The 14,070-nt window shown below is 70.1% G+C and carries 9 protein-coding genes; 5 read left to right on the top strand and 4 right to left on the bottom strand.

Annotated elements, in window-relative coordinates; all coding sequences use genetic code 11:
* Positions 1-43 precede the first annotated feature (43 nt).
* Positions 44-1,378: a glycoside hydrolase family 27 protein gene (locus tag OG371_RS35385; protein WP_329060011.1), complete on the bottom strand. Its 1,335-nt coding sequence runs from the start codon at positions 1,376-1,378 to the stop codon at positions 44-46.
* Between the two features lie 331 nt (positions 1,379-1,709).
* On the opposite strand from OG371_RS35385, the gene OG371_RS35380 reads away from it, so the two are divergent.
* The 3 genes from OG371_RS35380 to OG371_RS35370 all read left to right on the top strand — a co-directional run bounded on the left by OG371_RS35380 (position 1,710) and on the right by OG371_RS35370 (position 8,862).
* A complete protein-coding gene (locus OG371_RS35380; protein ID WP_329060010.1) occupies positions 1,710-4,337 on the top strand; it encodes a fibronectin type III domain-containing protein in 2,628 nt (875 codons plus the stop codon).
* A 428-nt stretch (positions 4,338-4,765) separates the two neighbouring features.
* On the top strand, positions 4,766-5,905 hold the full coding sequence (locus tag OG371_RS35375; protein ID WP_329060009.1) for a hypothetical protein: 1,140 nt from the start codon (positions 4,766-4,768) through the stop codon (positions 5,903-5,905).
* 167 nt (positions 5,906-6,072) lie between these two features.
* The gene (locus OG371_RS35370) at positions 6,073-8,862 is read left to right on the top strand and encodes a glycoside hydrolase family 2 protein (protein ID WP_329060008.1); all 2,790 of its coding nucleotides are present in this window, start codon (positions 6,073-6,075) and stop codon (positions 8,860-8,862) included.
* A 21-nt stretch (positions 8,863-8,883) separates the two neighbouring features.
* Here OG371_RS35370 and OG371_RS35365 read toward each other — a convergent pair whose 3' ends face one another.
* Both OG371_RS35365 and OG371_RS35360 read right to left on the bottom strand, forming a co-directional pair.
* The gene (locus tag OG371_RS35365) at positions 8,884-10,359 is read right to left on the bottom strand and encodes a class I adenylate-forming enzyme family protein (RefSeq protein ID WP_329060007.1); all 1,476 of its coding nucleotides are present in this window, start codon (positions 10,357-10,359) and stop codon (positions 8,884-8,886) included.
* A gap of 132 nt (positions 10,360-10,491) precedes the next feature.
* Positions 10,492-11,556: a TetR/AcrR family transcriptional regulator C-terminal ligand-binding domain-containing protein gene (locus OG371_RS35360; protein ID WP_329060006.1), complete on the bottom strand. Its 1,065-nt coding sequence runs from the start codon at positions 11,554-11,556 to the stop codon at positions 10,492-10,494.
* Positions 11,557-11,647: 91 nt separating this feature from the next.
* Here OG371_RS35360 and OG371_RS35355 point away from each other — a divergent pair, with 91 nt between their 5' ends.
* Positions 11,648-12,172 (top strand): FAD-dependent monooxygenase, encoded by a 525-nt coding sequence (locus OG371_RS35355; RefSeq protein WP_329060005.1) that lies wholly within the window; start codon positions 11,648-11,650, stop codon positions 12,170-12,172.
* A complete protein-coding gene (locus OG371_RS35350) occupies positions 12,093-13,193 on the top strand; it encodes an FAD-dependent monooxygenase (protein ID WP_329060004.1) in 1,101 nt (366 codons plus the stop codon). The genes OG371_RS35355 and OG371_RS35350 overlap by 80 nt, the downstream gene beginning before the upstream one ends.
* Here OG371_RS35350 and OG371_RS35345 read toward each other — a convergent pair.
* Entirely contained in the window at positions 13,150-14,070 is a 921-nt protein-coding gene (locus OG371_RS35345; RefSeq protein WP_329060003.1) for a hypothetical protein, read from the bottom strand. The genes OG371_RS35350 and OG371_RS35345 overlap by 44 nt on opposite strands.

The raw sequence follows: 14,070 nt of genomic DNA, 5'->3' as shown, positions 1-14,070 counted from the left end.
GGCCGTGCATCGGGCCGTCCACTTCGGACGGCCCGATGTCACGTCAGCCCCGTGGCTGGATGTGCAAGAGCCGCGAAGCATGCGGGGCCAGCGAGGCACTGAACGCAGTGCGCACAACCCCGAGATCACGATGACTCCACAAATCCCGCACCGCCGCCGCCCCGTGGAACCCCAGGTCGCCGAAGTTCGCCGTGACCGTCGCAGGAGCCGCGCCGAGGTTGAACAGCGCGACGGTGTAGCCGCCGTGGGCGTCCTTGCTCACCCAGACCTGCTGTGGCGTCGCCTGGGACAGGGGGTGGGCGGGGCGGCCCGCCTGGTCCACCGCCAGCACCTCGCGGTTGGTCAGCAGCGCCAGGTCCGCTGGCTCGAGCTTGGTCAGGTCGGTGCCAAGCAGGAGCGGTGCTGCCGAGGCGGCCCACAGCGTGATCATGCTCTGACGCTCATCCGGGGAAATACCGTCGGCGTCGCCGTTGCCGACCTCGATCGAATCGAGGTCGTTCCAGTGGCCGGGGCCGGCGAACGGAATCCACTTCGGCACGTCGGCGAACCGCTGCTTCACCCGCACGTCCCAGTTGGTGAGGCCGACGCAGTGGCTGTAACACTCGATGTCGCCCTCGATCCGCCAGCCGTTGCTGTACCGCTGCCAGGTGTCGGCGTCCGGGAAGCTCAGCGAGTTGGACAGCTCCAGGTGGATCGGCCGCCCGGTCGCGCGCAGTGCCGCCTGCCAGTGCTGGATGTCGCCGCGATTGTCGGCCGGGACGCGGCCGCCGCCGGGGCCGACGAAGTCCATCTTGATGTAGTCGACGCCCCACGACGCGAGCAGCTCGGCCTGCGAGCGCACGTACGCGTCCGCGCCGGGCTTGGCGAAGTCGATCAGCGCGGAGCCGTCGTCCGCGGTGTTGCCCTTCGCGCCCGGGACGAGGATATCGCTGACGTGGTAAGGAGTTCCCTTGATCGCCGAGTTGGCCTTGACGGCCGCTGCCGGGATGCCCGGCACCAGGTAGATGCCGAACTTGAGGCCGAGCCCGTGCACGTATCGGGCCACTGCCGCGATGCCGTGCGGGAACTTGGTGGCGTTCTCCGCGTTACGGCCATAGGCGTCGACGTGGTCCGACCAGCCCGCGTCGATGTTGAGGTAACGGTAGCCGTAGCGGGCCAGCGAGTCGTGCATCGCCTTCGCCTGCGCCTCGATCACCTGCTCGTTGATGTTGCCGCGCAAGGAACTCCAGCTGCTCCACCCCATCGGGGGCGTCGCGGCCACCACCGAATGGCCCTCCGGCGATGGCGCCGCCGCCGCTGTCGCCGGCACCGCGGCGGCCAACGCCGCCAATGCCGTGAACGCGGCTCCCAGGTATCTCTTCCCGCGTGCTCTGGTCATGCCGGACCGCCCTCTCACCACCCCGGGCGGCCCCACTGCCGCACCGGTGGAAACCGTTGCCTTTGTACGCTCGCGGCTCACCGGCCGTCAACGAGTCATCGGATGAATACTCCGACCAGACAAGGAATCCACGCAGACGACAGGGCTACTTAACCGATGCGACCACCGAATTCCCGGTTGCCGGGACGAATATCCCCTGTTCAGCCCGCTGAACAACTAAGTAAGGAATCCTTCCTTGCTATCGACAACTCCGGCAATAGATCCTATGTTTACCCCTGCCCGGCTCGCGCGGAGTCGACCGGCGATCACTGGGGATCACACGGAGGTCGGTATGCCCACACCATCCAGACGGACCGGACACCGGCGAGCCCTCGCGCTCGGCGGCGCGGTGTTCCTGGCGACGGCGTTGCTGGGGACCGGCAGCGCCGCCGCGTACCAGCAAGGCGGATCCCGCCAGGACGTCTACGTGACGCCGCACGGTTCCGACAGCGCGCCGGGCACGCAGGCGCGGCCGGTCCGCACCGTCGAACGGGCGCAGGAGCTGGTCCGCCAACGCGCCCCCCGGTTGACCACCGACCTCACCGTGCACCTGGCCCCCGGCGTTTTCCGCCTCACCAAGCCCCTGACGCTCGACGCGCGCGACTCCGGCGCGAACGGGCATCGGATCATCTGGCAGGGCTCGGGCCAGACCGTGCTCAGCGGCGGCCGCCAGGTCACCGGATGGCGCCCGGTCCCGGGCCGCCCCGGCCTCTACTCGGCCCCCGCACCGGCCGGTTTGGACAACACCCGGCAGCTGTACGTCAACGGCGTGCGGGAACAGCGCGCCCAAGGCCCGCTTCCGGTCTCGCTCAAGGCCACCTCGACCGGCTACACGGCGTCCGCCGACACGCTCGCCCACTGGCGGAACCCGGGCGACATCGAAATGGTCTACACCGCCGGTGAAGCACTGTGGAACGTGGAGCGGGCCGGGCTGGGCCAGTGGACCGAGCCGCGCTGCCCGATCGGCTCGGTCTCCGGGACCACGGTGACGATGGCGCAGCCGTGCTGGGACAACTCCACCCGGCGGGTCGTCTTCCCGGACATCCCCGGGCGCACGGTGAACATGGTCGGCCCCGGCGACCTGACCAACGGCCGTCAGCCGTCCTATGTGGACAACGCGTTCGAGCTCCTCGACTCCCCCGGCGAGTGGTACCTCGACCGCGGCGCCCACACGGTCTACTACCAGCCGCGCCCGGGCGAAGACCTTCGCCACGCTGACGTCGAGATGCCCGCGCTGGAGAAGCTCGTCGACGGCCAGGGCACCGCCGCCGCGCCGATCCACGACGTCGCCTTCCGCGGCATCCAGTTCTCCTACGCCACCTGGCTGACGCCGTCGTCACCCGAGGGCTTCTCCGAGATCCAGGCCGGCTACACGATCACCGGCCCGAAGGGTTACGCCACCCAGGGCCTGTGCCAGTTCGTGGCCGGCGGGACCTGCCCGTACGCCGACTGGACGAAGGAGCCGGGCAACGTTTCCATCGCCCACGGCCAGCGGCTCGAGTTCAGCGGCGACGTGTTCACCCACCTCGGGGCCGCGGGCCTCGAACTCGGTGACGGCGCCAAGGACACCACGGTGGCCGGTGACGTGTTCACCGACATCTCCGGCAACGGCGTCGAGGTCGGCGGGGTAGAGCAGCCCGACGGCGGCGACGTGACCAGCGGCGTGCAGGTCGTGGACAACCACCTCTACGGGCTGCCGCGCGAGTTCCACGGCGGCGTGCCGATCGTGAACGGCTACAGCCAGCACGACACCATCTCCCACAACGAGATCGACCACGTGGCCTACTCCGGGATCTCGGTCGGCTGGGGCGGCTGGCCGGACAAGATCAAGAAGCCGGCGACGCCCAACATCTCGCACGACAACGTGGTCTCGGACAACCTGATCCACGACTACATGCTGTCGCTGGACGACGGCGGCGGCATCTACACCCAGGGCATCACCGGCACCTCGCTCGCCGACGGCGAGAAGGTCACCGGCAACGTGATCCACGACCAGTGGGGCCTGGGCAAGTCCGTGTACACCGACAACGGCAACACCTACGAAACGGTGTCCGGCAACGTGCTTTACCACGCCGCGTACGCCAATGTCGCCAGCACGCACGTGGACTACCGCGACGGCCTCGGCAACAACGACCCCACCCTGATCCAGGGCAACTACTGGGAGCAGGGTGATCGCGACGGCAACAACAAGGGCGTGGTGACCACCGGCAACCACCTGCTGACCAGCCCGTCCGCGGCGCCGTCGGCGATCGTCGCCGCGGCCGGCGTCGAACCGGGGTACCTCTGGGTGCTGCACCGCCCGGTCGACGGCCGGTCGGCGCCCGAGGCTCCCTCGCGCGTGGGCACCTTCGCCGTGGCCGGAAAGCTTTACGCCACTTGGAATCCGACAGTCGCGGAGAACGGCTCCCCGCTGACGGAGTACGTGCTCACCGCGACCGGCGGCGGGCACCAGGTCACCGCCACCATCCCGGCCGCGCAGTTCCAGCGGACCGGCTACGCGGAGGTGCCCGGGCTGACCGACGGCACGGCGTACACCGTGACAGTGGCCGCCCGCAGCGCGCTGGGCACGGGCCTGTCGTCACTGCCGTCGGCCGCGGTGACCGTGGGTTCGCCGGGCACCCGCACCGCCGACGCCCCGACCGGCGCGAAGGCCCTCCCGACCGCTGATGCCGTGAGCCTGCACTGGACCCCGCCCACGGCCACGGGCGACACCCCGGTGATCGGCTACCAGATCACGGTCTCCGACGGCCGCACGATCCCGGTCACCGGCCGCGACGCGTTGGTGGGCCAGCCGACCGCGAAGGGCATGACCCGCGTGGTCGCCGGACTCAAGTCCGGTACCAGCTACACCTTCACCATCGCGGCAGTGACCGGGGTCGGCGTGGGTGCACCGGTGTCGGTCACGACAACGACGGCCTGAAGTCCGCCAAGGCCTCCTTACCGGCGTCCAGCGCGGGTAAGGAGGCCTTGACGGCGGTGGTCCGGTCCGCTTTGGACAGACGACGGGACGTCGCCGTCGGGCCGGCGGACCAGGCGCAGCACCAGCGGGCACGGACGGTAGCGCGGCGCCGGGGCGTGGATCCACGCAGTGTCGGCACCGTCGATGACCTCGACGGCCGGGGTGGTCCGCGCGGCTTGCCGGGCGTCGCGAAAAAAGCTGGACGCGCACGTCAGACCCGATTCACCGCGCACCTAGTACTTTCGGCCGATGCCCGCACGGTGAGAACCCTCCGAAAGACGTGAGCCATCCCGGGGTTCTTGTCCCGGCCCCGGTTTCCGGCCCGGGCGCCGCCCTAATGTGGCGGTTCTTCGTGATCTTGAACCGGACTCGGAATGAGGGGAACCACCTTGCACAACCGGACCAGATTCCTCGGCAGAACGCTCGCGGCGGCGGGCACGGTCGCGGCGCTCGGGCTGGCGCTGGCCGTGCCGGCGTCCGCGGACACGCCCTCGACCGTCGAGCAGGACATCGCGCAGCTGACCCAGGACGTCAACGACCTGTACTCCGGGCTGCCCGCGAGCGCGCTGAAGAACGTCGACCCGCTGATCGAGTCGCCGATCCCGCAGGTCGGCCGCCAGAGCCGCGCCGCGCAGGGGCCGATCCCGGGCTGCACCGAGGGCGCGCTGCTGACGTACGCGAACAATCTCGCGGCGAAGCTGACCCCGCTCGAGAACGAGGCCATGGGCGTGCTTTCCGGGCTCAGCTCGCTGTACACCCAGGGCGTCGCGAACGACAAGACGCCGCAGGTCTTCGGCACCGACGGCCAGTACACCCCGCGCGCCACCGCGACGATCAACAAGCTGCGCGGGTTCTGGGACATCGAGAGCTGGAACGTCCAGCTGGTCGCCTGGAAGGGCACCGACCTGGGCAGCCAGGCGAAGATGGCCCAGACCTTCAGCCTCGGCCTCGCGCCGGCGCGGGTGCAGGCCGCCGCCGCGCTCGCCACCAAGGTGCTCTACGAAGTCCCGGCACTGCAGGGCGGCCGCAACCCGCTGCTCACCCTGAACGCGTTCTCCGCCCCGGCCGAAAGCCTCGGCGGCAAGCGCGTGGCGCTCGGTGACGGCCTGCTCGACGTGGTCAACACCCTCGGCTTCGACGACGTCTCGGTCGAGTCCGTGGTCGGCCACGAATACGGCCACCAGGTCGACTTCGCGCACGACAACTACCCGCGCAACGAGTCGTCCGAGATGGGCCCGGACGCGTACGGCGGCTACTTCGTCGCCCACGCCAAGGGCGACGCCTGGGACGCCCGCGCCCAGCAGGAGGTCACCTACCTCGACGCCTCCATCGGTGACTGCTTCCACAGCCATGGCACCCCCGACCAGCGCAAGGCCGCGGGCGCGTGGGGCGAGAAGCAGGCGACGAGCCAGGGCAACCCGAACCGGATCGTCCCGTCCGCCACGATGATCGCGAACTTCCAGAAGGAGTACCCGAAGCTGATGCCGCCGGCCGGCAACCCGGCCGCGCTGGCCTCGGCCCGAGGCTGACTCCTGGCGTGGGCCGTCTTCCCGCGGGGAGGCGGCTCACGCTCGGCCCTCCGTCCTCAATGGACATAACTGTGGCTCGTTCCGCCCGAGGTCCCTTGACAAAGGGATCCGGCCCCGCCGATCATTGATCTCACAGGCAGGCTGACAACGATGTCATCGGGAGCGACGTGACCCAGTTGAACCGCAGGCGTTTCCTCTCCAGCGGGATCGCCATCGCCGGTGGCGGCGCTCTCGGCGTCTTCGCCCTGTCCGGCACCGCGAACGCCCAAGGCACGCCGGCGGGCAGTCAGGCGCTGCACACCGACGGCCACGAGATCACGCACGGCTGGACCTACACGGCGGCCGAGGGCACGACGTTGTCCGGGAACCAGCTGGCCGGCGCGCAAGCTGTCGCCGGGCTGAAGCCGGCCGTCGTACCGGGCACGCCGCTCACCAGCATGATCGCCGGCGGCGAGTACCCCGACCCGCTGTACGGCCACATCGTCACCGACACCGTGCCGGACACCCTGAAGGACACGGACTACTGGTACCGAGTCTCGTTTCCGGTCCCCCGGCTGATTCCCGGCCAGCGCTTCTGGCTGGAGTTCGCGGGCATCAACTACCTGGCCACCATCTGGCTCAACGGCAAGGAAATCGGCACCATCGAGGGCGCGTTCAAACGCGGTGTCTTCGATGTGACGGACCTCGTCGCGAAGGGCGGCACCGCTTATCTGGCGGTGCGGATCGGCAAGCTGGACTACGCCGAAGGCCCGCTGAAGCCGAGTTACACCAGCGGCGTGACGCGCGGCGGGCGCAACGGCGGCCCGACCGGGATCACGCTCGAGAACGGGCCGACGTTCTTCTGCACGGCCGGCTGGGACTGGCTCCCCACCATCCCCGACCGGGACCTCGGCATCTGGCAGCCGGTGACCTGGTCCACCACCGGCCCGGTCCGGCTGGCCGACGTGCGCGTCGACCCGGTGCTGTCCGCGGATCTGGGCACGGCCGACGTCACGGTCGACCTCACGCTCGACAGCGCGACGCGCAAGTCCATTGTGGTCAGAGGCGCCCTCGACGGCCGCGCGTTCACCAAGACCGTCACGGTGCCGGCCGGGGCGTCCTCGGTCACGCTGACCTCGAAGGACCTCCCCGCCCTGCGGCTGAACCGGCCGAAACTGTGGTGGCCCAACGGTTACGGCGACCCGAACCGCTACCGGCTCACGATCGGCGTCGAGTCCGGCGGGCAGGTCAGCGACGAGCGCGCGGTGGACTTCGGCGTCCGGCGGATCGAGTACCGCAAGCCGTTCACGGACCCGTCCGGCAACGCGGTGAACGGCCTGGCGATCACCGTGAACAACCAGCCGATCCTGGTGATGGGTGGCAACTGGGGCCTGGACGAGGCGCTCAAGCGGAACGCGCCCGAACGGCTGCGCGAGCAGGTGCGGATGCACCGCGACGCCAATCTCAACCTGATCCGGAACTGGAACGGCCAGAGCAGCAGCGAGGACTTCTACCAGGCCTGCGACGAAAACGGCATCCTGGTCTGGCAGGACTTCTTCAGCTCGACCGAAGGCCCCGGGCCGGCGAACGTCGCCCGCGACCTGGACGACATCCGCGACTGCATCCTGCGGTTCCGCAACCACCCGTCGATCCTGCTCTGGTGCGGCGGAAACGAAGGCCCGCCGCCGCAGCCGATCATCGACGGCCTGGACGCGCTGGTCGCCGAGCTGGACCCGCAGCGCGCGGTGCTGACCAGCTCCGCCGGCGACACCGGCAAGGACCCCATCAACGGCTACACCTCGGGCGGGCCGTACCACTGGGTCACCCCGGCCACCCACTTCACCACCAACGACGGCACGCACTGGCCGCCGTTCCACAACGAGGTCGGCTCGTACTCGATCCCGACGCTGGAATTCGTCCGGAAGATGCTGCCCGAGTCTTCGTGGGAGCACCCGGACGACTTCTGGGCCGACCGGGACGTGAACGGCAACGGGGGCAACGGCGGCGGCGCCGGCTATCTCAAGCTGACCGCCCAGCGGTACGGCGATGTGCAGAACCTGGCCGACTTCGCGCGCAAGTCCCAGCTGATGAACTACGAGTGCATCAAGTCGATCTTCGAGTCACACGCCGCAAGCATGACCAGCACCGCGCCAGGCAAGCCGTACCCCCGCACCGGCGTGATCATGTGGATGACCAATCCCGCGCAGCCCAGCTTCGTCTGGCAGATGTACAGCCATGATCTGGAAGCGCATTCGTCGTTCTACGCGGTCCAGCACGCGTGCCGGCGGGTCAACGTGATCCTCGACAGCAAGACGTTCGACGTGGTCGTGGCCAACCACACCCGGGCGGCGCTGCAGGGCACCGTCGCCGTGACGCTGTACGGCCTCGACGGGGCGGCTTTCGCCAGCACTTCCTTACGCGTCAACGGAGCGGGCGCGTCCGGCCACACGGTGATCGGCAACGTCGCCGCACAGCTGAACACCGCGCCCGGCGACGTCGCGTTCGCCCGGCTCTCGTTCACGGATCCGCACGGCACGGAGCTGGTCCGCAACTTCTACTGGACCGAGAACCCGGCCCAGGCCAAGGGATTCACCAGCCTGGACGACATGCCCCCGGCCGCGGTGTCGGTCACGGCCACCGCGCAGCACGGACGGGACGGCCTCGAACTGGCGGTGGCGGTCGAGAACGTCGGCCATGCTTTGGCGCTGATGGTGCACCTCCAGGTGTACAACACCCGCACCGGCGAACGCATCCTGCCCGCGACGTTCAGCGACAATTACCTGAACCTGGCGGGCGGCGAGGCGGGCACCGCCACCGTCCGGCTGGGCAATCCACCGCGGGCGGACGAAATCGGGGTCCGGGTGGACGGCTGGAAGATCGACCAGCGCGGCTCGCGGCTGCGTGGGCGCGGGGTGGCCGTCACCTTCAACCAGGACGCGCTGTCGACTCAGCCGGCGAAGAAGACCTTCTCGGCATAACTCCTCTGGTGCGGCCGGGCGCTAGACGTACTGGTTGCCCTCCGCCCGGAGCTGCCGGCGCAGCACCTTGCTGTTCCCGTTGCGGGGCAACGCGTCCAGCCACGCCACGTCGTGCGGGACCTTGTACCAGGACAGGCGGGTCCGGGCCAGCTCGATCAGCTCGGCGCCCAGCTCGTCGAGGTCGCCGGCCCCGGAGACGGCGACCGCGTAGGCGCGCAGGCTGGTCTCCCCGCTCGGGCGGCGCACGGCGCTGACGGCCGCTTCGAGTACCCGCGGGTGGCTCTCCAGCAACCGCTCGACCTCGGACGGGACCACGTTCTGCCCGCCGATCACCTCGACGTCGTCGAGCCGGCCGTGGACGTGAATGACCTCGTCCGCGTCGATCGAGGCCAGGTCCCCGGTCGGCCACCAGGTGTCGGTCAGCTGGTCCGGCTCGAGGCTGCCCCTGGCCACGCCGCGGGTGGCGAACGGGACGTGGATGTGCAGCTCGCCGCGCTCGCCCTGGGGCAGCGCCCGCCCCTCGGCGTCGACGATCCGCACCGCCCGCCCGTCCCAGGCCGGCCCGACTGCCGACGGCGTGTCGTACGCCGCGGGCCGTCCCGCGGCGATCCCGCCGATCTCGGTGGCGCCGTACACATTGAGCAGCCGGTCGCCGAGGATCGGCACGAGCTGTTCGCGCAGCCGCGCCGAAAGCACCTCCCCGGCACACGTCACCTGCGTCAGCGACGCGAGCACCTCGGCGTGACCGGGCTCGAGCAGCAGCCGCGCCAGGAAACTGGGCTGCGCGAACAAAGTCTTGACCTGGTAGCGGCGGATGAACCCGAGCGCCGCGGCCGGGGTCGCCCGCGGCCGCGAGAGCACGGACGTGCGCCCGCCTTGCAGCGCGCCGAACAGGGAAACGCCCAAACCGCCGAAGAAATACAGCCGGGACACCGAAAGCCCGACCACTCCCGGCTCGGCGAGGACCGGCCCGCGCCCGCCGCCACCGCCGAGATCGCGGTGGCGGAAGAAACACAGCTTCGGCGCGCCCGTGGTGCCGGAGGTGAACATGGCCAGCGCCGGGGTCGCCCCGTCCCCGTCGAACCCCGGATCCGGTGCGGCCGCGGCCAGTTCCTCCGCCCGGGCGGTCGGCACCAGCGCGGCGTCGTCGAGCCAGCCCGCGGTCTCCGGGTCGACCACGGCCAGCGCGGGCTCGGCTGTGGCCACGTCCCGGGTCAGGTCTTCGCGGCTCATCTGGACGTTCACCGGCACCGCGGCCAGGCCGGCCTGCCAGGCTCCGAGCAGGCACCAGACCAGCTCGATGCTGTCGGGCAGGGCGAGCAGGACGCGGTCGCCCTGGCTCAGCCCCGCGGCCCGGTAGCCGCCCGCCACCCGCGCCGCCCCGGCGAAGACCTCGGCGAACGTCCAGGCCCGGTCGTCGGCCAGGAAGGCGACGTGCTCGTCCCATCCCTCGGCACGGGCGTGCTCGGCCAGCCGTTGGGTCAGATTCTCAGGCATAGCGGCGAAAATCCCTCTCCCGAGCCACGATGATCATGTTCTGGCCAGGATTGCAGAACGACATGCCGCCCCGCCGCCGATGATCACCGGGACTGCCCGAAAAGCCTCCGTTCCGTGCCGCTCGGGAACGGATCAGCTCTCACCGGCCGGCGGGGGTTGCGCGTTGACCTTGCCGAGCAGTACTTCGAGGTCGGCCTGCTCGGCTGCGGTCAGCGGGGCGAAAACCGCTTTGTCGACCTCGGTCAGGGCGGCTTCGAATCCGGCGATGAGCTGAAGGCCCGACGAGGTGGCATAAACCCGTTTGCTGCGCTCGTTTCCGTTTTCGGTGCGGCGCTCGACGAGTCCGCGGCGCTCGAGTCCTTTGAGCAGGAGCGAGACGTTGGACGCGGTCGTGTGGCTCATCGCCGCGATGTCGCGCTGGATGGCGCCCGGCTGCCGTTCCAGGAAGCCGAGCACCATGGCCTGTTCGAAGGTGAGGTCGCGGGCGCGGGCCTGCTCCTCGGCGGCCTTGCGCTGGGTCGCCAGGATCGAGCGGAACAGTTCGAGGCTGCGCGCGGTTTTCGGTTCGCCTGCCGCCTCAACAGTTTGGTACTTCACTGTCTGGTAGTTCTGCAGGACCGGCCAGAACAGCTCGTCGACGATCGAGCGGATGCGGGCGCGCTTGAGCGGCTTGAGGTCCATCAGCAGGTCGTGCCGCACCAGGTCGAACGGCAGGGCGAGCACGGACTGCGGAATAGGCCCGAGGTCGATCTCCCCGCGGTCGTGGGCGCGCTGGTAGAGGACCCGGACGTCCGGGAGCGACGGGGCGTCCATCACCTGGTCGCGAGCCTGCCCGAGAGTGAGGCCGGTCTCGGCCAGCAGCCCTGAGAAGACGGCGGCCGCGGCGATGGCGAAGAAGCCGGCGAGCGCTTCGCTCACCGCCGTCAGGTAGGCGATCAGGTCGCCGTGCAGGCTGCCGGTGTCGGGCGTGGCGATCGGATTGCGGTCCCGGTGGTGCTGGATCGCGGCGAGCACCAGCTCGTCTTTGTTGGCCCAGCGGCGGTACAGCACCGCGCTCCCGGTGCGGGCGCGCGCGGCGACGGACTCCATCGTCAGGCGGGCGTAACCGGTCTCGGCCAGCTCATCCCATCCCGCGGCGAGCAGTTCGGCCTCGAGCTGCTCGCCGTGCCGGCGCCGTCGGACTGGTTCGGTGGCCACCCATCCCACGATAGAGAGACTTGCCTTTCTTAGCAAGCGCGCCTAGCCTCGATAGAAAGGAATCACTTTCTTGAATCGGAACGAGGGGACGATGACCGAGAGGAAAAGCCCGAAGCAGCCGTCACCAGAGGTGCTGATCATCGGCGCCGGCCCGACCGGGCTGACGCTGGCCTGCGAACTCGCCCGCAGCGGCGTCTCCTTCCGCCTGGTCGAGGCCGCCCCCGGCCCGCAGCCCGGCTCGCGCGGCAAGGGCATCCAGCCGCGCACCCTCGAGGTGTTCGACGACCTCGGCCTCGTCGACCGGGTGCTGGCGAACGGCCGGATCTCCATGCCGCTCCACTCGATCACGCCGGACGGCCAGGAGACCCTGGACGCCGCCCAGCCACTGCGTGATCGCCCCGACATCCCTTACCCCGCAAGTCTTCTCACCCCCGAATGGCGGATCGAGGAGGCACTGCGGCTGCGGTTGGCGGAACTCGGCGGCGCGCCTGGAATTCGGCACGACGCTGGAAAGCTTCGAGCAGTCGGACGAGTCGGTGTCGGCCGTGGTCGTCAAGGACGGCGTGGCCGAAAAGATCACCGCGCGCTGGCTGGTCGGCTGCGACGGCGGGCATAGCGTGGTCCGCAAGCAGACCGGGATCGCGTTCGAGGGCGAGACCCGCGAAGAGGTGCGGATGATCGTCGCCGATGTCGCGGTCGACGGCCTCGATCGCGACGCCTGGCACATGTGGCGGCATGACGAGGGCTTCTTCAGCCTCTGCCCGCTGCCTTCCACCGACGTCTTCCAGTACCAGGCCGTCATCGAGCCCGGCCAGGATCCCGGCCTCGGCCTCGCGAACCTGCAGGCGATCCTGGACCTGCGCACCGGCCGTACCGACCTCCGCCTCCACGAGCCGGTGTGGCTTTCGTTGTGGCGCGCCAACATCCGCCTCGCCGACCGCTACCGCGAGGGCCGCGTGTTCCTGGCCGGCGACGCCGCGCACATCCACTCCCCCGCCGGCGGGCAGGGCATGAACACCGGCATCCAGGACGCGCACAACCTCGGCTGGAAGCTGGCGGCGGTAGTGCACGGCGCGTCGCCAACGCTGCTTGACACCTACGGCGCCGAGCGGCGACCGGTGGCGGCGGGCGTGCTCGCCCTCTCGAACGCACGCCTCAAGCAGACCATCGAGGAGAAAGGCATCCCCACCCGCCGCGACACGAGCACCCTGCAACTCGACATCGGCTATCGCGACTCCACCCTGTCACACGACGACCGCGACGAAACCGCCCAGCTCCGTGCCGGTGACCGCGCCCCCGACGCGCCCAAGTTGACCACTGTGGACGGTGAGCGTCGCCTGTTCGACCTGACGCGCGGCGAGCACTTCACGTTACTGGATTTCGGTGCCACACCGGCGATCGAGACCCTGCCGTCCGGTCTCCGGACGTTCCGGATCGTCGAGCAGCCGACCGGACCTGACGACGTGGCCGACACCGAAGGCCACCTGGCCGATGCCTACGGCGCGGGCGAACATACCCTCGTACTGATCCGCCCTGACGGATACATCGCACTGATCTCCGACGCGGGCGATTTCTCGGCGGTGTCGGACTATCTCAGCAGTTCGCTCGGCGAAGCCGTTCAGCCACTTGCGCTTTGAGCGCATCGCCGGTCGCCGGGTGGGCTCCGTGCAGGGCTTCCCATCGGGCGTTGTGCGCCGCGACCCACAGGCTGGCCGCCCACGCGACCTCCAGCTCCACGGCCGTGAACCGTCGGCCCCGAGCGTCCTCATAGGACAGAAGGAACGCCTCAGAACTGTCGATCGGCGCCAGTGTGGGCGGTCCGGCGTTCGCGAACGTCCCGCTCGCCGCTCCCACCAACGCCGCCTCCGGCTGCCACGCCAGGCTGTCCCAATCGTGCACCGCCCAGACCTCCCGGCCGTGCCAGCGGAGGTTCTGCGCCTCGAAGTCCGCGTGTCCCAGCACGCTCGGCAGGCGCGCGGCCAGCATCCGCCCGCGGACCCGGGCGGCCGTGTCCACGACGTACGCCGGCACGGCGCCCTGGTCCCGTTCGTCCAGGAAGCCGATCGACGGCCACACCCCGGGATCCGCGTGGTCCCACCGGATCCAGCGGGGATGAGGCAGCGGTGGCGCGACGTCGAAGTCAGCCAGTCCGGCCATCAGCCGGGCGAAAACCCCGGCGTAGCAGGCGGCCACCGCCGGGGAGTCCCCTGGTAACACCTCGCCACCGGACCGTAACTCATCGGCGTGCACGGCCAGGGAGCCGACCGCGACCACCGGCGTCAACGGCCGTGGGCACGGAAACCCGCGTTCGGCCAGCCAGCCCTGCGCCGCGACACACGAGGCGGCCCGGCCGTCGCCGGCGCGTGCCTTGACCACGACCTCCTGGCCGCCCGCCAGCCGGAGGCCGAAGACCGTCGACAGCCGGTGCACGCGGAACAGCACGTCCGCGGGTTCGCCGCCCAGCTGGTCCAGACACCAGGCAGGCAGCCAGTCCGGCAGGTCGTCCCGTGGCAC

This window comes from Amycolatopsis sp. NBC_01480, assembly GCF_036227205.1.
Lineage (GTDB): Bacteria > Actinomycetota > Actinomycetes > Mycobacteriales > Pseudonocardiaceae > Amycolatopsis.
This window is presented reverse-complemented; position numbering and strand designations above follow the sequence as displayed.